This window comes from uncultured Bacteroides sp., assembly GCF_902491285.1.
Taxonomy (GTDB): Bacteria; Bacteroidota; Bacteroidia; order Bacteroidales; family Bacteroidaceae; genus Bacteroides.
On the sequence record NZ_CABUHK010000052.1, the window covers coordinates 20640 to 40917 of the forward strand.

Sequence of the window (20278 nt, forward strand, 5' to 3'; positions counted from 1 at the left end):
TTTTTAGCGTTGATAGTAAAGGTCGAATAGGATATAAGCAATACCTTGGTTGTTCTTATCACCATTATTTATGTTACTGGCTTGATCGTAGTCTACATAAACATCCAAAATGTCGAGAATACCGTATTTATCCTTGTGGCTATTATAGAAAACGACCACACTGCCTTTTTCGAATATCTGTTCGCTTACGGTACCCGGTGCTTCTGTCTTTTTGCGGGTACGGGCTGTCGTTTTAGAGATATTCAAACTAGTGAAGAGCTCAGAAATAATGTCAAATTGATCTCTTCCGGTTCTGATTTGTTCGATGAGTGTTGCATGAGTCGTGGAATTAAGCACATAAAAACGAGTCTGTACGGCTGCGAAAGATTCGTATTCGCTGTATTTACCCGTATCAGGTAAAGAAGATGTTCCGCACCAATAATTCTTGAGATTGTCTTTGTCAGGGGTTAATATGGCATCGGGTGATCCCAATTGTATCTCAAGTCCGTTGTTTACATAAGCACCGAAGTCTATCTTATCATGGTTTCCCTTATCTTTTAATACGCAAGGAGTACATACCACATTCCCGTCGGCAGAATTACCATTCAGCATACTTCCATAACCGTACTTGCTGTTACGTGTCCCTATCGCCTGATTGGCGCTGAACAAATTCTTCATGCGAATCACCTGGCAAGCATCGGACAGAGTAATTTCTTTCGTCTCCTTATAATACGTCACTTTGATTTTCACTGTGCTTGTCTCCGCCAGAGTCGGTACTCTGAATACAATCACATTCTCTTCCTGGCTGACCGGTGCACACTTTTCTTCTCCGAAATAAATATACTCAATCAGGTTGAGATATTTACCGCTCAATGTGAGCAGGCTTCTTTCCATCAGGCTTGCCTGGTCTATCTTCTCTATTTCCGGTTCGTCTTTTTCTACGGCGAAGTCGTCGGATTCCCCTTTAACTTCAGATTCACCACCTGTCTGATTCGTATATTTCAAAGCAACGGTTGCATTATCATCAATGATAAAAGGCACTTTTACAGCAATCTCTTTTTCACTCTGATAGATAATTTCTCCCTCTTCTCCGCCCATAAGGACTTTGGAGATAATATCAAGATTGCTACCTAGAATTTCAACATTGTTGCCCACTCTTCCGCTTTTCGGGAAACTCGTCACACTTGGAGTCGGATAAGTCACAGTGAACGATTGTGTGCTCTCCGCACGTGCGCCTTGGCTGGAGTCGTCTTTACGAGAAGTAGAAAGGACAATCTTTCCGCTCTTTGTGCCTTCACGTGGCACTACAATAACAATCTCCTGCTGTGACAGCTTATAAAGTATCTGTGCTTCCACACCACCGACGGTGGCGGACACTATATCACGCAAGTTACTACCTTTGACAGTCACCTCCGTACCGGCTTTCCCGCTTGCAGGAGCAAACTCGCTGATTTCCGGTGCGCCCTGTGGTTCGGTCTCAATATTTAACTTTTCGTTGCAACTCGTCAGCGTGACAAGTACAAAGAGAACCAATAGATTATATAGTTTATTTTTCATACTGTTTTCGTTTGATGGATTAGTAATTCGGATTCTGGGTAACAATGCTCGGATTATTATCTATCACACTTTGTGGGATAGGAAGCAATAATTGCCATTCGGCCATCGGATTAACGGTGAAAGCATATTTATCATAAAAACCTTCAGTTTCCGTGATTTGCTTATTGATAGTTTCCAGAGCCTTTCCCCAACGTACGAGGTCAAACCACCGCTGATTTTCGAAAGCCAGTTCCAGGCGGCGTTCTTTTTCCAGTCTCTCGCGGAAAGCGGAGCGGACAGGTACTTCGGAAGCATCAATAGCATCCAATCCGGCACGTCGGCGCACTTCGTTGAGATAAGGCAGTCCGGTGGCAGGGCCATCCGTTTCGTTCAGTACTTCGGCATACATCAACAGTACGTCTGCATGACGAATAACAGGCCAGTCGTTTTCAGCGTCATAGCGTACGCTGACAGGAGAAACAAACTTCTTGATATACGCCGACTGGTCTGAAACGACCACCGGGTCTTTTTTGCTTGGGTCGATGTAATGGTCGGTTACGCTGACATCCTTCCGCAAGTCGCCCTCCGGATAAATACCCAACACTTCGGTAGTCGGATAATTGCGTCCGTCACCGTCGCCTGTCACTACATTGGCTCCGCTCTTCGTAGGAGCGAAAGTGTTGGCGAAAGGAGAACCGATGCCCAAACTTCCCGATTTATAGCGGACAGCGAAGATAATCTCGTCATTCATTTCCTTGGAGATGTCGAATACGTCGGAATAACTGACGGTTAACCGGTCCCCCTTTGCATCTACTACTGATTTGAGCAATCCCTTGGCTTCCGTATATTTTCCGATAGTCAGATAGACTTTGGCTAGCAGGGATTGAGCTGCTACCTGAGTGACACGTCCCAAATCGGCAACGTCATATGTCACACCTTCCAAGTTGTCGACGGCTGTCTGAAGGTCGTTGATAATCTGTTTGTAGGTAGCTTCCACGCTGCTACGGTCTTTCTTCATGGCTTCTGCTACGCTCAACTCTTCCGTCACGATGAAAGTAGGGCCGAAAAGACGTACCAGGTTGAAATAATGATAAGCACGGATGAAACGCACTTCTCCTTCAAATTGTGCCCGCTTCTTCTCATTGGCTACAACAGCCAGATTCTCAGGAGCGAGTACATTATTGCAACTGTTGATGTTGCTGTATGTCGCTTCCCAGTAAGTGCGTATGTTGGCATTGCTCGCGTCCATTGTTCCGAGGTCTAGTGCCTGTTGTTGCAAGAACGCATCGTTGGTGGAACTGTTGCTGTTCATGCGGGTGTTGTCCGCACGCAGTTCGGTCAGTGTCCATTCGATATTCAACGGGGCTTGCATGCCGCCGTAGCAACCGATAACGGCAGTATTCATCTCAGCTTCATTCTTATAGAACGAACCGTCGGGGATATAGGAGTCCGGTGTAATGTTGAGGTCGCAGGAAGAAAGCCCCAGCAGGCAAGCGGACAAGCTAGTAATAAATGTATGTTTTAGTTTCATTTCTGTACGTTTTAAGAGGATTAGAAATTAAGTTCGAAACCGAAGTTGACGGTAGACTGTATCGGGAATCCGCCGCGCTGGTATCCGTTTACCAACGGCGAAGCGTACGAGCCACTTGTCACACGGGCTTCCGGATTGATGCCCCGGTAACTCTTTCCCCAAAAGTAGAGCAAGTTCTGACCGGAAGCATAAAGGCGGAGCGAGTTGAGTCCTGCCTTTTTCAGTTTCTTCTTATCAAATGTATAGCCTAAAACCACGTCGCGCAGGGCAACGAATGAACCGTTCTCAATCATATAATCAGTGAATTCCCACGAGATTCCGGCAGAACCGACTGTCGGTGTGCGCCCGTCGCCCGGATATTCGGCACTAATCCAGCGGTCTTTCACGTAGTTGCGGTTGAATTTCTTGGACTCGGTGTAGTAACCGTCGCCGTTGAATACGTCCAGTCCGCTGACACCCTGAATCAGGAAATAGAGGTCGAATCCTTTCCATTTGAAGGTGTTGGAGATACCCCAGGTCGCTTTCGGGAACGGGTTTCCGATGACGGTACGGTCTTTGTCGTTGATGACACCGTCGTCGTTGATATCTACAATCTTGAGACTGCCCGGTGTCGCGCTTGCCAGGTGTGGTGAAGTATCCAGGTCTGCCTGGTTGAGATAAACACCGTCTGTCTTGTAGCCGAAGAAAGAGATGGCTCGGTGTCCTACCTGTGCCAAGTATGTCTCGTTACGTTCTCCCGTAGAAATCAACCGTTCTTCGCCGGAGAGTTCGAGCAGTTTGTTGAGGTTGGACGAGATATTGAACGAGGTAGTCCATTCAAAGTTCTTGGTGCGGATGTTGTGCGTGTTCAATTCGATTTCGATACCGCTGTTGCGGATACGTCCGATGTTGTTCCAGTAATCGCTGTAACCCATGAAGGAAACGACCGGTTGCTTGAACAGAAGTTGCTTGGTGATAGAGTAGTAACCTTCCAGGGTCAGGCTGATACGGTTGTCCAGTGCGCTGAAGTCGATGCCGGCATTGTATTCGTAGGTCTGCTCCCAGGTAATGTCGTAGTTACCTTTCGTAGAGGTTGTTTTGCCCAATCCGGGGATGAGGGCGCCTGTTCCGCTGCCCAGGGCATAATTGCTGGCATAGAGCAGGTTGTAGTAAGAGTTGGCGGGGATATTGTTGTTACCCGTCACACCAAAGCTGGCACGCAGTTTCAGCATATTCAGCCAGTTCACACCTTTCAGGAAAGATTCTTCTGAAGCACGCCATCCGAGGGATACGGAAGGGAACCATCCCCATTGATGCCCGTCGGCGAAAAGAGAACTGCCGTCTGTACGTAGGCTGGCGGAAATCAGATATTTGTCGGCATAACTGTAATTGACGCGGGCGAGGGCAGACATCATAGCCGTACGGAATTTCACGGTATTCGTCTGGCTGACGTCAAAAGAAGTCGCTGCGTTAAGTGTATGGACATAGTCGGTCGGGAAGCCCAGTCCTACAATGTTTGCGGTGGTTTCCGATGTAGTCTGTGCGGTATAACCTAATAAGGCGGCATAGTCATGTTTTCCTTTCTTGCCGATATAATTCAAGGTGTTTTCGCTCAACAGGTCGACGTAGAGACGATTCTTGTACGTGCCCATAGCCGATTCCTCGTCTTTGCGCGATTCGTAGTTGCGATACTCATTGTTCTGGCGGTATTTGATGTAGAAACCGTTGGAAGTGGTAAAGGTAAGCCCTTTCATTATCTGCACGTTAATGGAGGAATTGGCTTGCAGGTTATAGTCTTCCTTGAATCGTTCTTCGGTATCCATTAGCGATTTCGGGTTGTTGTTGCTGGTATTGAAAGGGCTGGCTTTTACCTGTGTGCCGTCTTCGCGTGTGTACATGATGTTGCTGAAGTCGCTGCCGCGTGCCCAGGAACCGATGGCTTTTCCGGTAAGGGCGGCTGTTTCTTCCGTATGGCGTACCGGCATAAAGGACGGAGTACGGTAGAAGTCGATAAAGTTGGTCGATGGCGTTTCCGTCTTGGTATAAGACGGGGCGATGTTCAGGCTGAGGTCTACCCGTTTGGATAACTTCGCGTTGATGCGTGAACGGAGATTCAGGCGTTTGTAGTTGCTGTTAATCATAATACCGTCTTCCTGCGCATAATTGCCTGAGATATAGTAAGTGATATCCTTTTTGCCGCCCGATACGGAGAGTTGTACCTGATGAATCTGCGGAGTATCCTGTAACCCTTCGCGTTGCCAGTCAGTGTAGTTGTTGATGAGTCCGAAGGCTTCGTCATTGGCGGCTATGGACTTGTTTTGCAGGGCGGCTTCGTATCCCATCATGTTATAATAGTCTTTGGAGCTCATGATAGGGTGCAGCTTGTACGCCCACTTCAATCCGGTAGAGGCTTTCACGGTATATCTTGCTTTGCTGGCATTTCCCTCTTTGGTAGTCACAAGGATAACGCCGTTGGCGGCACGCGAACCGTAGATGGCAGCGGAAGCGGCATCTTTCAGCACTTCGATAGAGGAGATATCTGCCATGTCGAGTGTGGAAAGTCCTTCGGGGACAGGGTATCCGTCGATAACAATCAACGGAGAACTGTCGGCACTGATAGAGCCCATACCGCGGACGCGGATTTGTGGGGCGGCTCCGGCTTCGGAGGTGGAGTTCTGGATGTTGACACCGGCAATCTTCCCTTGCAGCAGTTGGTCTACCTGCGTCACGGGAATGTCGGTCAGGTTGTTGACGTCCATCTTGGACACCGACCCCGTCAAGTGTGATTTCTTCTGTACACCGTAACCTACCACTACTACTTCATCCAGTGCTTTTGTGTCTTCTTTTAGGGTGATAGCCAGAGTTTTTTGATTATTGACGGGCACTTCCTGTGTCGTATATCCGATGTACGAGATAATAAGGACAGACTTGGAAGAGGGGACACTCAGCGTAAATTTACCGTCCATATCGGTGATAGTACCGGTGGTACTTCCTTTCACCTTCACATTTACTCCGGGCACACCGCCCTGGCTATCGGCGACTGTACCGGTGACAGTAAATGATTGTGCATAGACAACCGTTACGAACGGGGTACATAACAATAGCAATAGAGCTATCATTAAAGGATAATAAAATGATTTGTTCCTCATGATATTAAGATTTAATAAAGGATTATTCTAAACTATACATTAAATTCAGGCGGCTGGAAGCGGAAGTCGTGCGGTGCTTGGCGCCGATAGCTTCGTATCCGGCTTCGGGAGCGAAGAAAGAGGCTTTGCGGAGCAACCAACAGGCTTCATCCTGTTTCTTGTCCCATTCCTTGATTTGCTGGTAAGGCCATTCGCTCTGAGGCTTGCCGATGTAGGGAATCACGAATTTCAGCGCGGCGGTGATGGAACGTCCGTCTCTGCTGGCAGCGTTATAAATATCCATTCCTTCCGTAGTTGCGATGAACGACATATCCAGCATATGGGTCAGATTAAAGAGGGTATAACCGAAAGCGGTAGTGCGTTCCAGTTCCAGCGGTTGTTTGCCGTCCGGCTCAATCTGTGGGAACAGGCGTTTTTCCGGAAATTCTTTCAATATCTGCGTTGCCAGTTCCTTATTACCGATGTACAGTGCATAAGCGGTCAACTGTACGTCGTATGCCAGACCGTGATTGTTCTTGGCAGCCTTCTCTTCGGCGGCTACCGGACTGGTCTGTATCCATTCTACGAACTGCGTGAACCATTCTTTCATCCCTTTCTTAATGGCGGGAGTCATCGCCTTTGAGTTATCCAGCAAAGCGAGGGCATCCAGCATTTCCACGAAACAGTAGGTGTCAATCATGCCTGTCCCACGTCCCAGCCCGTTTCTGCGTCCGGGAATGGTCTGACCGTAATTCAAGTTCGGGTTCATCTTTGTCTTTGCGTCGAGGAACCATACTTTCAGGAAATCGGCAGCCTTTCTCGCATATTGCTCGTTGCCGGAGAAATAGTAGGCGATTCCCAAAGTTGTAACGGCTTTTGCCATGTCTCCCAACCGGTTGCGGTCGAGCTTCGACAGTTCGGGGTTCCGTTGACCGTCCTTGCGGATATAAGGCAGTCCGTCCGGTTTGGAAGGGTCGGGCCACCAGTAAGGCCCCATGCTCATATAGTCATGTTTGTCACCGCTGGATGCTACCATGCTCTTGTCCATCACTGACGGTGGGGTGAGGTTCATCGCTTTGTCAGCCTCTCTCATTAAGGATTTGATGGCAGGGGCGTATGTCGGGGTATTGGCTTTAGCCTTCACTTTAGCCAGCTTTTCTGCCGGATAGATGCGGGTGTTGATGGTCTGTGCGTTCATCGGAAGTAGGCAGACCAGTGCAAAAGCACTCAATAATAAGTTTCTCATAATGATTCTGTATTTAAGCAAATTAGTTTAACCATAATAAAGGATGACGGATGGGAAGATTGCGTATCACTTCCCCATTGGTGGGGAAATGTTCCAACTGTTTCCATGTTCGGAAATAATCTTTCCGGTAGTGATACATGCTGCCGAATAGCAGGAACGGGTGTGCCACAGGCCATTCTTCCCAAAACATAATGTCCGGTTGGCGTTTCCACGAATCTTTGTCTTTTACAAAGGGGAATAGCCAGGCGATTCCTTTCTCTATATTCCGTCCGTCTGTCGTTGTGTAGTCCCAAAGGTTTTCTTTGGGAGTTGTCAGCAGATGGCAGAGGGTACTCATGGCATCGAGGTTAAAGAGAGAATAACCGTAAGGCTTGGTGCGTTCCAGTTCCAGAGGAAAGCTGCCGTCGGTAGCCATCTGACCGGGTAGCAGGACTGTCCGGTAGCGTTCGCGGCAGAAACGGAGCATTTCTTCGTTCTGTGTGAATAAAGCGAAGGCAGCGGCTTGCATAGCCCAGCATGTACCGTGATTGTTCTTCGCTTCCATTTCGTTGATGCCGTAGCGGTGGGTGGAAATCCAGGTCAGGTAGTCGGAGAACCACAGGCGGACGACTTTCAGTTCTTTCTCTTCGATGATTCCCCCGGCTTCCATCAACCGGAGTGACTGCACGACTTCAATCAAGTGAATGGTGTCGATGATTCCGATTCCGCGTCCGGTGGCTATTCCTTTGATGGCTTGCGCATACAGCAGGTTCGGATTCATCATCGTTTCCTGATTGATAAACCAGGCGCGGATATGGCGCATGGCGGCATCTGTGTATTTCTTGTCTCCTGTCAGTACCCAGGCGGAAGTCAGGTCGCCGACCAACTGGCTGAACCTTATCATGGCATGGCGGTGGGCGGTGAAGTTGTCCGGGTTGGTTTCTCCGTCGCGACGGACGAACGGCCCTTCCGGGTCTTGCGGGTTCGCCCACCAGTAGTCGCCTTCGGAGTAAAAGTCGTGGATACCCCCAGCACTTCTTTCGGCACGGGTGGCGGTGACGGTCACAGGTACGGAGTCCAGTGCGGCTTCTGCCCGTTGCAGGGTTTCCGCTTGCAGAAGTTGGCGCACTTGTCCGGCTACGTTTCCTTTAGCCGTCACCGTAGTGAGGCTAAAGAGTGCTATAAATAATCCTATTGAAATTCTTAGTGTTTTCATTGTACATTCAATTGGGTATAAACTGTTTTAATTCCTTTTGATTGCACGGCTACACAGCAGGCATCGGTCACTTTGGCGCGTATCATTGCTTTCCCGTTGCAGGCTTGTACCTTGCGCGAACCGGTCGAAGTGCCCAGGTTCTGAAGAAGCTCTCCGTCTCCGGCTATTTCAAATGAAACCAGATTGGCTGCATCTAGGCAGGGAATCCCTTTGTCGTCCGTCAACTGTGCTTCTACGCGGATGATATTGTTCCCTTCCGGATAGTGTGTCACTTTCAGCAGCTTCGGTTCTCCCCATTGCGCTGTCTGATACATAACGGTAATTTCATCGGAAACGGCCTCCTTGCTTTTCACGGCTACTGCTTTCAGATGGTTTTTCCCTTCGCGCAGTACGCTTTTCCAGTGAAGTCCGGCTGCCGGGAAATCCTGGCTGTTCCGTTGCTTGATGCCTTGGCTCACTCCGTTGACAAACAGCTCTACTGCCGGGCAGTTGGAGTAAACCAGTATTTCTTTTGGTTCGTTTTCCGCTCCCCAGCGTGTCGGCCATGTGTGACCGTAAATATGTATCATCGGTTTTTCTGTCCAGTAAGACTGGAATACGTAGAATACTTCTTTCTTGGTGAAATCCCGTTCGATGACTCCTTTTTGGTTTACATAAGGAACCGGATTCTCCGGGCGCAGGGGAGTGGAGAAGTCTTTGAAAGGCCAGTAGGCCGTTCCAGTCAGCCAGGGCATGGTTTCTTGCTCTTTCAAGTGCCAGTCCACGAGTTTCACTATGTAGGATTCCGACCAGTCTCCGTCTCTTGAAGCACGGGCATCGCCACCGACAAGAGAGAAATCGCCCGCACGTTCGTCCGCTCCGGCTCCGGTAGGAATACCGCCCAAGGATTTGAACGGGTCTTCTGAATGACGTCTTGCGTGGGAGTCTCCGCCCCATTCTACATGAAGAAAGTGTTTCACGCGTTTCATCTCTTTTTCCGATACAGCTTTGTAGTCGGTGAACTGTCCGCGATACCAGCCAGCCCAGATAGAAGGGGAATATACATCGACAATATCCTTGCAGAAGTCGCATCGGCGGATGGAAGTGACGCGCGACGGGTCGAGGCGGTGTGCCAGGTCATTCAGCTCTTTCATAAAGGCGCGTATCTGCGACTGTTCGAAAGTGGGGAAATCATTCGGCCAGTCATTCTCATTCCCCAATCCCCAAAGGATGACGGATGGGTGGTTGTGATGCTGGTTAATCATGTTTGTAAGCATCCTGCGGGCTTGTGCCTTGTAGGTTTCTCCACCCAGGCCGCCACGGCACCAGGGAATTTCTTCCCAGACGAGAATACCCAGTTTGTCGCACAGGCGGAGAATGATGTCCGACTGCTGGTAATGTCCCAGGCGGATGAAGTTGACACCCATCTCTTTCATCAGTTTCATTTCCGTCACCATTTGTTCCTCTGTCATGGCGGCACCTGTGCCGGCATGGTCTTCGTGGCGGTGAGTACCTTTCAGCAGCAGGCGTTTGCCGTTCAGCTTGAAGGGGCCGTAATCAACGAATTCGAAATGGCGGAAGCCGGTTTGCTCGGTTACGGTCTGTTCGCCATCGGCTGTCTTGAGGGTGAACTCGCAGGTGTATAGTTGAGGCTGTCCGGGGCTCCAAAGCATCGGGTTCTTGACGGTGATGTTGAATAGCTGCACTTCTCCCAACGGCAGGATATCCGTAGCTGTCTGTTCGGCTATAATTTTGCCGTTCGGGTCTTTCAGAGTGAGGTGAACCGTGGCCTGGCGGATATCGTCAGGATTGTAGAAGTTTGCTTGTACTTTCAGGGCTGCGCTTTTAAGGTCTTTCTGTACGGGAGTTTCCAGTTTGAAGCTGCTGAAAGAAAGGGCAGGTTGATAAATCAGGTTGACGTAACGGTAAAGACCACCGTATACGTTGAAATCCGATAAATCCGAAGGAATCATCTCCGTGTCTCTTGAGTTGTCGCAACGGACGGACAGGGGAACTTTGCCGTTGAAACGTTTCCGGCAGTCGGGATTGGACAATGCTTGGCGGACAGCGTCTGTGATGTCAATGCTCCATTCGTCGTAACCGCCGGTGTGGCTGCCGACTTTCTGTGTGTAGATATATACTTCCGTTTTCTGTCCGGCTCCTTCAAATTCGAGGATGATGCGCCCGTTGGCTGCCGGAGTCTGAATATCGAGCAGGGTGCGGTACCATCCCGGTCCCTGGTAATAGTTGACGTCCGGGTCTACGGCATCTTCCGCGTTGAAGCAGTGGGGTAGTGTCACCGGCTGCCAGATGGGGACGGCTTCCGAAGAACCGGGAGCTGCTGCGCGTACAGCTTCCCAAACACTTCCGAGGTCACCTTTGAGGTATTCCCAATGGTCGGTCAGGCGGATTCTCTGGTTGGCGGGAATCCTGGCACTTGCCGGAAGGGCAAGCGCGATAAGGGCTGTCAGTATATAGATAATTGGCTTTTTCATGGTCTGTATGAGTTGTGACGATTAAAGTTTCTCTCCTTTTTCCAGTTTGTTTTTACGAAGCAGGGCTTCGAGGAAATAATAGTCGGCATAGACGATGGGGACGTCTATTTCGCTGTCGTGAGGTTTGGAACCGGTGCTATGGAGAAGCAGGAAGCCATTGTCGCCATTTTGTTGTGCGCGATAGTTGGCGGTCAGGTTCTCTATTATCCGGTCTGCTTCCTGTTTGTAGAGATCTTTCTGTTCCGGTACGTAGGTGCTCAGTTCATAGAGCGCGGAAGCGATGCAGGTAGCAGCGGACGCATCCCGTGGTTCATTGGGAATTTCGGGAGCGTTGAAGTCCCAGTAAGGAATTAGGTCTTCCGGCAGATTGGGATGGGTGAAGATGTATCTTTCGACATGTTTAGCCTGTTCCAGGAATTCCGGGAGTCCGGTTTCACGGTAACACATGGTGTAGCCGTAGAGCGCCCATGCCTGTCCGCGCGCCCATGCCGAATCATCGGAGTAACCCTGATGGGTGACTTTGCAAATCGGGCTTCCGGTGATGGTGTCGTAGTTCACTACGTGGTACGTGCTGAAGTCGTCACGGAAGTGATTCTTCAGTGTGGTGCGTGCGTGGCTGACTGCTATATTATAAAAGGTGGAATCGTTCGTCTCGCGCGAAGCCCAGAACAGTAATTCCAGGTTCAGCATATTGTCGATGATGACGGGACATTCCCATTGGTCGGCATGATGATCCCAGGAGCGGATGCAGCCTACGTTCGGTTTGAAACGGGTGATTAGGGTGCGTGCCGATTCGATGAGTATGTCTTTATAGGTAGGGTTGCCGGTCAGGCGGTAGCCGTTGCCGTAGCTGCAATACATTTTGAATCCCATGTCGTGGGTGGTGCCGTTCTTCTTTTCACGTTCCAGCATTTCGGTATGTTTCTCGGCTTTTTCTTTCCAGAAAGGGTCGTGCGTATATTCATATACATACCATAGCTCGCCCGGGAAGAATCCGCTCGTCCAGTCTTTGGAAGGTACGAGGCGTAAGGAACCGTCCGGTTCCGTGTTGCGTGGGTTCGTCAGTTCACCCCACTGCCTGGCGATTCTTTTGTCTCTGCTTTCTTGTGATTCGTTCGCGCGTGCTTCTTCTATTTTAGGGAAAGCATACCTGAGTTGTTGTTCGGCAAAAGCGAAATTAGAAGCAACCGGATTTTGCTCTTTGGAAGATTGGCAGCCGGCTAAAGTGGCGGCCCCGATACTAAGGGCTAAAAGATAATGTTTCATATTTGTTTCCATATTATTATTTCTAAGCGTGATGCTGCAAATGTATGGAAACAGGGCGAAATTGGTTTGTCTGGTTGTACCGTAAGTTTGCAAAATCATCCCAAAATGTGTGGGACAATCGCTGCTACACCGTTTATGGAACGATTTTTATAACATGGGATGATTTTGTAAACTTACCCTTTTATGTATTCGGTGGGTGAAACCCCGTAGCCCGACTTGAAGCATTTGGTAAAATAGGCAAGGGTGCTGAACCCGGTAGCGATTGAAACTTCCGTCACATTCATGTCTGTTTCTTTAAGCAACTGTGCAGCTACTTCAAGACGCTTGTGGCGAATCAGGTCGTTCAGGGATAAATCCGTTACTGCCTTGAGTTTGCGATAGAAGTTACTCCGGCTGAATCCCATCTCGTCGCATATCATGTCTACTTTCAAGTCGGGATTGTCAAGATGGCTCTTTATAATCTCAAATAACTTCTGCATGAATTTATCATCAGCGGAACTGGCTTCGATACCCATCGACTGGAGCGAGAAGTTCTTGCCATACATGGATTTCAGTTTGTCGCGTTGCAACAACAGGTTATAGATGCGTACCAGCAGCACATCCACATTGAAAGGTTTCACTACGTAATCATCTGCTCCCGAAAGGAAACCTTCTTTGACGTGCATTACCATCGTGCGGGCTGTGAGCAGGATCACTGGGATATGTCCTGTCTGCAAGTCGTTCTTTATCATCGAGCAGAGTTCCAGTCCGTCTACGCCCGGCATCATAATGTCCGTCACCACCAAATCGGGGAATTCTTTCAGTACGATATTAAAGGCTTCGGTACCGTTGTCCGCTTCGAGCACCCGGTAATGGCGTTCCAGATGTTCTTTCACGTAGCTTCGTATGTCTTTGTTGTCTTCTACCAACAGGATGGTTTTGCCTTCCAGGTAAGGAAGCTCTTCGGCAGATTCCGGGACTTGTCCGACAACTGCCTGTTCTTCCCGTTCGTTTTCGGATATGATGTTCTTCATGCTTTCTTCCACCGGCTGAGAATGTTCGTTGTCCGGCAGCACGATGGTGAAGATGCTTCCTTTCGGTCGGTTGGAACCGACACGGATAGCTCCGTGGTGCAAGTGCACGACAGATTGTGTCAAACTCAACCCGATACCAGTTCCGTTCATGTTGTCATTGGCTGCCTGCGGAGTGTTGACTTGATAGAACGGGTCGAAAATATGTGCGCGGGCAGCTTCGGGGATTCCTTTTCCGGTGTCTGCCACCTGGATGATGAAATATTTATCCGAATCCGCAGGAAGGGTGAAAGCCGGATCACCGGATATTGTTGTGCCGAACTTCTGTTGTAGTGCTTCTTTATCGGGAACAGCCGTCAGTTTCAGAGAAACCGTTTCTCCCGGAGAAGTAAATTTGAAAGCGTTTGAGAGCAGGTTGAATACCGCCTTTTCCAGCAGGCTTGGGTCGAAATAGGCGGGAATCTCTCCTTCCGGAGCTTCGTATCCGAAAGTTATCTGTTTGCTTTCCGCTATTTGTTTGAAGGTATAGTAGATTTCAAGAAGGAAGGCGTTCAAATCCGAATGGGTTAAACGTAGTGTGAGACTTCCGCTTTGGTTCTTTTGCAAGTCCATTAGTTGGTTCACCAGTAACAGCAGGCGGCGGGCATTCTTCAAGACCAAGTCCAGTTTGGTTTTGATAAATTGGGGGACTTCTGCTTGGCGTACCAACTCGTCAATAGGGCTGATGATCAGGGTCAACGGTGTGCGCAGTTCGTGCGAGAAGTTGGTGAAGAGCCGGATTTTGGTTTGATGAAACTCTTCCATCCGTTGTTTTTCCATCTGTCGCATCCGCAGGTTCAGTTCCAGCTTGTGCTTGCTGTACATATAATACCCGATGGTATAGGTGATTCCTATAAATAACAGTGCATAAATGATGTAAGCCCAGGGTGTTTTCCACCAGGGGGATAGGATGATGATTTCCAGTGTCTTTCCCTGGGTATTCCATACATCGTCATTGTTGGAGGCAATCACATGGAATGTATATTTGCCGGGGGCAATATTGGTATAGAAGGCTTCCTTACGGGTTCCTACATAATTCCAGTCCTCGTCATGCCCCACCAGTTTGTAGGCGTATTGGTTCTGCTCGTGCAGGATATAGTTCAAGGCGCAATACGCAACAGAAAAGTTGTTCTGGTTGTAAGCCAGGGTGACGGTTGCCGCATCGTCCGGATTGGCTTCCAACAAACGGCTCTTGTCGCCCGGTTGTATCACTTTGTTGTTTACCGTCAACTGGGTGAGTACTACCGGCGGCATCATATTGTTCTTAATCAATGAGCGGGGAGCGAAAGAGAGGAAACCGTTGCTTCCGCTGAAATAGACTTCTCCATTGGGTAGGCAGATACCGCCTTGTGGTGTGAACTCCAAAGTTTCCAGTCCGGCGAAGCAATCATAAGTATGTACCTGTCCTGTCTTTGTGTTTATCTCGGCAATGCCGTTGTCTATGCTTGCCCATATGTTCTGATTATATTCTACCAGGGTATATACTTCTTCATTGGTCAGTCCTTCTTCCGTACCGATATGGCGGATGATTCCTTGGCCTTCCTGATACTGATAAATCCCTGCTCCGAAAGTCCCTATCCATATCTCACCGTTCTTTTTTCTCAAGATGCCAGTGATATAGTTGTTTTCCAGTTTATGGGACGGTTTATCTGCTTCCGTCGAATACCGGATGAGGGTTCTTTTTTCTACATCATATTCGTAAAGACCGAACGAACGTGTGCCTATCAGATATACATTCTCACGAAGCGGCAGGAATGCCCGGATACTGGAGAAGCTGATAGCGTCCTCTTTGTCTCCGACAGGGAACTTGCGGGTTACTTTTCCGTCTTTAGTGATTCTCACCAGTCCTTGGCGGGAAGTAGTTCCCAGCCATATGTCTTCATTGCTGTCACGGTAAATCGTGTAAATTCCCAAGTTCTTCTCATTGAATTGGTAGATAATCGAGAAACTTCTTGTCGGGATATGGAAGCGGTACAGACCGCCGTTGTTCGTGCCGCACCAGATATTGTCTCCTTCCGCCATCAGGGATTTGATGATGTTCTTGTTATACATCCCGACAGGGCGTTCTTCCAATAGATAATTGGCGTATTCTTTGGTAGCCGGATTGAATTGCAACAGTCCGCCGCCTTCCGTCGCTATCCAAAGGGAGCCGGCGCTGTACACCATCGGCCCGAAAATATTATATAACTTTTGTTCGCTGTTTCCTAAAGGATGATAGAATACGAAGCGGTTATTGAGCGGATTGTAGTAATTGACACCGCCGGAGTAGGTTCCTACCCATAAAGTTCCGGCACGGTCTACGCATAGGCTGCGGACTGAGAAATGGCTCAGGTTATTGCGGTTTGCTTCAAACGTATTGTACTTGGTGATAGAATCGTCCGTAAGGTCGAGAACACTCAAACCGTCGAATGTTCCGATAACCAGCCGTTGGTTTTGCTCTTGGATGCAACGGATATAATTATCTGTCAGTCCGCTGTTATCTTCCAGGAAGATGGAGATGCTCTGCTGTTCCGGGTTCCATTTATTCAGTCCTTTCATGTTCGTGCCTATCCATATCTGTTGGTGCGAATCCTCGTAAATGCAACTGATGGCATTGTCGGAAAGGGCAGGGGTGCTCTCTTTGTTTAGCTTTTGCAGGATGTTGAGGCTTTTGTCGCATATTAGCAAACCTTTGTTATGCGTGCCTATGTAAAGCCGTTCCGCTTTGTCAATATATAAAGAGGTGATGGGCTCCCGTTCCAGTTGCCCGTCAAAGGTTATCGGTTGGAACGTATTGCTTTCCGCTATCCATCGGCAGAGCCCAAGGCGGGTTCCTATCCACAACTCGCCTGATTTGTCGAGACAGAGTGAGAGGATGCTGTTGCTGGGAAGTGACGGGTAATCCGCGATTTGGTATCTGGTGATAAGGTTTGTCTTTTGATTCAGATAGTTCAGTCCGTTGTTCGTACCAATCCAAAGCCCGTCATGGACATTGTCTGGCAGTAGTTTGGTGATATGGTTGTCCGTTAGGGAATTATCATCCCGGTTACTGTGCTTATAGACAGTGAAATGTGCACCGTCATATTTATTGAGACCGTTGCGTGTAGCAAACCACATATATCCTTTGGTGTCCTGACAGATGTCAAGCACCGACAATTGGGATAATCCGTTGTTCAGATTAAGTGTCGAAAAGTTGAATGCCCGATTTTCTTCCGCAGACAGATGGGAGTTACCAAAAGACAATAGGAAGATGAGATGTAAGATGTAAAAAATGAATTGTTGTTTTCTTTTAGTATATAGGGCGATAAGGTTATTTTTTATCATAGTATTTTTTATAAATCTTTTGATATTCCGTTTCCTTTTGGAACTTATCCAGCCATGTATTCAAACTATCGAGTAAAACGGGTGATTGTTTGCTGACTGCCCATGAGTAGAACTGCGTAAAGCTGATTGCTGTATTGATGTCTATCTGTGGCAAAGAGTCTGCGACCGCCCGTGCGATACTTTCGTCACAAACGGCATAGTCGATGTCTCCGTGAGCTACCAGTGAAATTAATTGTTCGGGGCCGTATTTCTCTATTTCCTTTATATAGATAGTGTCTCCGATTTCATTTCCCAGATTTTGGATGCGTAGTATGGAAGGGGAGCCTTTCACGACATGAAGTGTACGTTGCGCCAAGTCCAGTTGGCTGTGGATATAGAGCGAGTCGCTTTCTTCGGTTGCTTTCCTTTGCACCAGCACTTGTTTGTTAAGTACGATAGGCGTGGTGAGAAGCAGGGAGTCTTTGAGTTCGCTGGTGGCTAATATACCGAAAGCGATAACATCGAAACGTCCTTCCGCCAATCCTTTCAACCGTTCTTCAAAACTCATGAGAGGTATAATCTCGGCTTGCAGTCCTTTGTCACGGGCAAAGGCTTCTATCAGTTCATAATGAAAACCGGAAACGGTGTCACCGTCTACGTAGAAACTGATGGAATTGTATTCGGTTGCTATGCGTAATATTCCTTCTTTGGCAATGCCTGCATAGTCACGCGGATGTCCCGACGGCTTTTCCTTTTTGCCGCATTGGCGGACGGAAAAGAGGATTGCCAGTACAATAACGACAGGTACTAAATATCTGAACAGTCTTAATCTGGGGCGTGTCTCCATAAGCCGTAAAGGTTTTGTTAATCATAGAAATTCCACGAAAGACCGAATTTCAGTACACGTGGGTTGATAGGGTAGTGAGGAGACAGGAAGTAATTCGGCCTGCTCATGCCTTGGTTCACGTGGTACATCATCACATAGAAACGTGTACGCTTTAAATGCAGGTTCGCGTAAACATTCACAATCGGATAACCTCCAATCTCTACCTGGTCGTCTGTCGGTTGCAGGTGAAAGTTCTGAATGGCAGGTGTATATGCAGGGGCATTGTACTTGGAGAAATATCGTACATCGGCACCTAATTGTACGCTAAGTACTTTCTTCGCCAGTTTGAACTGCATGTAGAAGTTGTGATACAGTGAAAGGTCGGGCAAGGGAAGCACCGTCTGGTCACTGGACTTCTGCCAGGTCACTTCGTTGTCCAGATGGAATATTCCGAGCTTGAAGTCTTGGTTAAGGCTTGCCGATAATACTTGCAGGCTTCCGCCTTTCTGTTCGGGCGTTGCCTGTTGGTTGAAGTAAGTATAGTTCTTGATGTTCTCAACTCCTGCTTTCAACCGTGTTCTCCAACGGGCAATGCTCAGTTCCCCTTCGATGCGGGTACGGAATTCTTTATCCATGTCGTTGTCCCACAAGAAATGTTTGGAGTGGTAATGGCGCATATAGAAAGGTGCGAGCTTATTGCTGACTTCACCACGGGCTATGAGGCTTACCGTGTCTTTCCACAAAGGGAAGTTAAGGTCGATATCCCCTTTCACGTTGAATTGACCGATAGCTTTTCCTGCCAGTCCCACTTCACCGATAGCATGATAATGAAGCACGTTTCCTTCGCGTTTGGAAAGTTCACCGCCCACGAATATCTCGTTTTCATTATATTTGTCGGGAGACGGGCTGCCATTCATGTTCATCAGTGTGTACTTACTGATTTTATAAGAAGCAAATGCGGTCAGACCGGCCTTGGCATATTTGTTGAAACCTTCGAGCAGGGCGATGCCGACGGTGTTCTTGATTCCTACATAAGTGGTACTATCGTGGGCAATCGGATTGTCGGGATCAAGATAAGTATTCTGATAATAACCTTTTTTTTCCCGCATATCGTCATTAGAGTTAAACGTGTGCCGTGCACGTTCTACTTGAATCGTGTGTATGAAGCTGGTGACCGGCACGAATTCCTGTTTGGCAGGAGTCGTGTCATTTTCGGCCTGTGGTATATCACGTTTGAATCCTAAATTATAACGTTGGGTAAGGAATACGTAGAAGTCGTGGTTACGGTTGGTCGTAGCACTTAGCTTGGTCGGGATGTTGGTTGATTCGTATTCCCTTTGTCCTTGTGCCATCTCTTCGGGAGCGGTGATGTACCGGTCGTCCTCAATACCGCCGTTCTCGTTTGTTTTCAGATAATTATTGCTGTAGATGGCTTGCATCTGATATTTGTCACCGATATAGCTACCGAAAAACGCGGCATTGAAGTATGCCGTATTCTGATTGTTATAGTATCCTCGTCCGTATAGGTAGTCTATATTAAAACCGAAAGCCAGTTTCTTGTTGACATTGACGGAGAAGTATGATTTGAAACGTTCTTCACCGTTCACTTTATTACCTGCCTTATGATAGGTCAGATTGGTGTAGGGCACATTACTGTTTGTAAAATTGAATTCCGTGGGACGGATAAAGAAACTGGAGAAAGGCTCCATGAAAATAGTCGGTTCCGGGTCACGCCGGTCAAAGAAGATGCGTGACATACGGGGAGAGCCCATATTGGCCAGATAATTGTAATGTCCGGTCAGCCCGTCTGTAAGATTCGTGTTCTGGAAATGATGGTAGGCTGTATCTGCCGGGATGATACTCCGGTCGCCCAACTGATTTTTGATACGCCACATATATAATGTAGGCGGCAAGCCCTGTACTTCAACGTTTGCACTATCCAGTCTGTCCGGAATCATGGCAGGGTCTACCTGATTACCATATTGGTCGTATCCGTTTTCGTCTACTCTTTGTCGACCATTATCGAACTGTGCATGGACAGTTGTCAAACCGATAACGGAAAGTAATATATATAATAGTAAGATTCGTCTCATAATTGGGGACAAAGATACTTACTTTAATTGATTTAATGATAATGGATAATTGAAAATTATGTTGCAACCATACTATATGGTAGCTAATAATTATCAATTATCCATTGCCTGTTATCTGTTAATTAAACCTCACGGATTAATTCCATACCTTTCTTGATGGCTTCCTCATTCATGGGAATCAAGTGGTGGTGGCGTTCCGGCAGGGTTTTCTTCAGTCCTTTGATGACATTTTCCAATGTTACAATCGGGCGGAGCTTCAATAAACCGCCGAGCACAATCATGTTGAATGCTTTGGCATTATTCATCTCATTGGCTGCGTCCATCGCGTCGATACGGTATACTTTGATATCCTTGCGGGTAGGCGGGTTGATGATTCCGTAACCATCGTAAATCAGGATGCCGCCGGGCTTCACCTTGCTTTCAAACTTCTCTAGTGAAGGCTGGTTCAGAATGATGGCAGTGTCATATTTGCTCAAGATAGGCGAAGAAACTTTGTCATCGCTTACAATTACTGTAACGTTGGCTGTTCCACCGCGTTGTTCAGGACCATATGCCGGCATCCAGCTCACTTCCTTGCCTTCCATCAGACCCGAATAAGCCAGAATCTTACCCATAGACAATACGCCTTGTCCACCGAAGCCTGCTATAATTATTTCTTCTTTCATTGTTCTGTTGACTTTTAGCGTTATTCTTT

At 48.0% G+C, this 20278-nt stretch carries 11 protein-coding genes; all 11 read right to left on the reverse strand.

Features of this window, described 5'->3' with window-relative positions; translation table 11 throughout:
- Positions 1-3: 3 nt before the first annotated feature.
- Positions 4-1536 (reverse strand): IPT/TIG domain-containing protein, encoded by a 1533-nt coding sequence (locus RDN93_RS13965; protein ID WP_308746073.1) that lies wholly within the window; start codon positions 1534-1536, stop codon positions 4-6.
- Positions 1537-1555: 19 nt separating this feature from the next.
- Positions 1556-3046 (reverse strand): RagB/SusD family nutrient uptake outer membrane protein, encoded by a 1491-nt coding sequence (locus tag RDN93_RS13970; RefSeq protein WP_308746074.1) that lies wholly within the window; start codon positions 3044-3046, stop codon positions 1556-1558.
- A 20-nt stretch (positions 3047-3066) separates the two neighbouring features.
- Positions 3067-6174: a TonB-dependent receptor gene (locus tag RDN93_RS13975; RefSeq protein WP_308746075.1), complete on the reverse strand. Its 3108-nt coding sequence runs from the start codon at positions 6172-6174 to the stop codon at positions 3067-3069.
- 22 nt (positions 6175-6196) lie between these two features.
- A complete protein-coding gene (locus RDN93_RS13980) occupies positions 6197-7399 on the reverse strand; it encodes an alginate lyase family protein (RefSeq protein WP_308746076.1) in 1203 nt (400 codons plus the stop codon).
- A gap of 22 nt (positions 7400-7421) precedes the next feature.
- Positions 7422-8594, reverse strand: a complete 1173-nt coding sequence (locus tag RDN93_RS13985; protein WP_308746077.1) for an alginate lyase family protein — start codon at positions 8592-8594, stop codon at positions 7422-7424.
- Positions 8591-11068 carry a glycoside hydrolase family 2 TIM barrel-domain containing protein gene (locus tag RDN93_RS13990; protein ID WP_308746078.1) on the reverse strand — a complete coding sequence of 826 codons (2478 nt, stop codon included), beginning with the start codon at positions 11066-11068 and terminating at the stop codon, positions 8591-8593. The genes RDN93_RS13985 and RDN93_RS13990 overlap by 4 nt, the downstream gene beginning before the upstream one ends.
- A gap of 21 nt (positions 11069-11089) precedes the next feature.
- Positions 11090-12346: a glycoside hydrolase family 88 protein gene (locus RDN93_RS13995; protein WP_308746079.1), complete on the reverse strand. Its 1257-nt coding sequence runs from the start codon at positions 12344-12346 to the stop codon at positions 11090-11092.
- A gap of 161 nt (positions 12347-12507) precedes the next feature.
- Positions 12508-16686, reverse strand: a complete 4179-nt coding sequence (locus tag RDN93_RS14000; protein ID WP_308746080.1) for a two-component regulator propeller domain-containing protein — start codon at positions 16684-16686, stop codon at positions 12508-12510.
- Positions 16673-17512 (reverse strand): transporter substrate-binding domain-containing protein, encoded by an 840-nt coding sequence (locus tag RDN93_RS14005; RefSeq protein ID WP_308746081.1) that lies wholly within the window; start codon positions 17510-17512, stop codon positions 16673-16675. The genes RDN93_RS14000 and RDN93_RS14005 overlap by 14 nt, the downstream gene beginning before the upstream one ends.
- A gap of 17 nt (positions 17513-17529) precedes the next feature.
- Positions 17530-19584, reverse strand: a complete 2055-nt coding sequence (locus tag RDN93_RS14010; RefSeq protein ID WP_308746082.1) for a putative porin — start codon at positions 19582-19584, stop codon at positions 17530-17532.
- A 122-nt stretch (positions 19585-19706) separates the two neighbouring features.
- The gene (locus RDN93_RS14015) at positions 19707-20249 is read right to left on the reverse strand and encodes a 2-oxoacid:acceptor oxidoreductase family protein (protein ID WP_167964127.1); all 543 of its coding nucleotides are present in this window, start codon (positions 20247-20249) and stop codon (positions 19707-19709) included.
- Between the last annotated feature and the right edge of the window lie 29 nt (positions 20250-20278).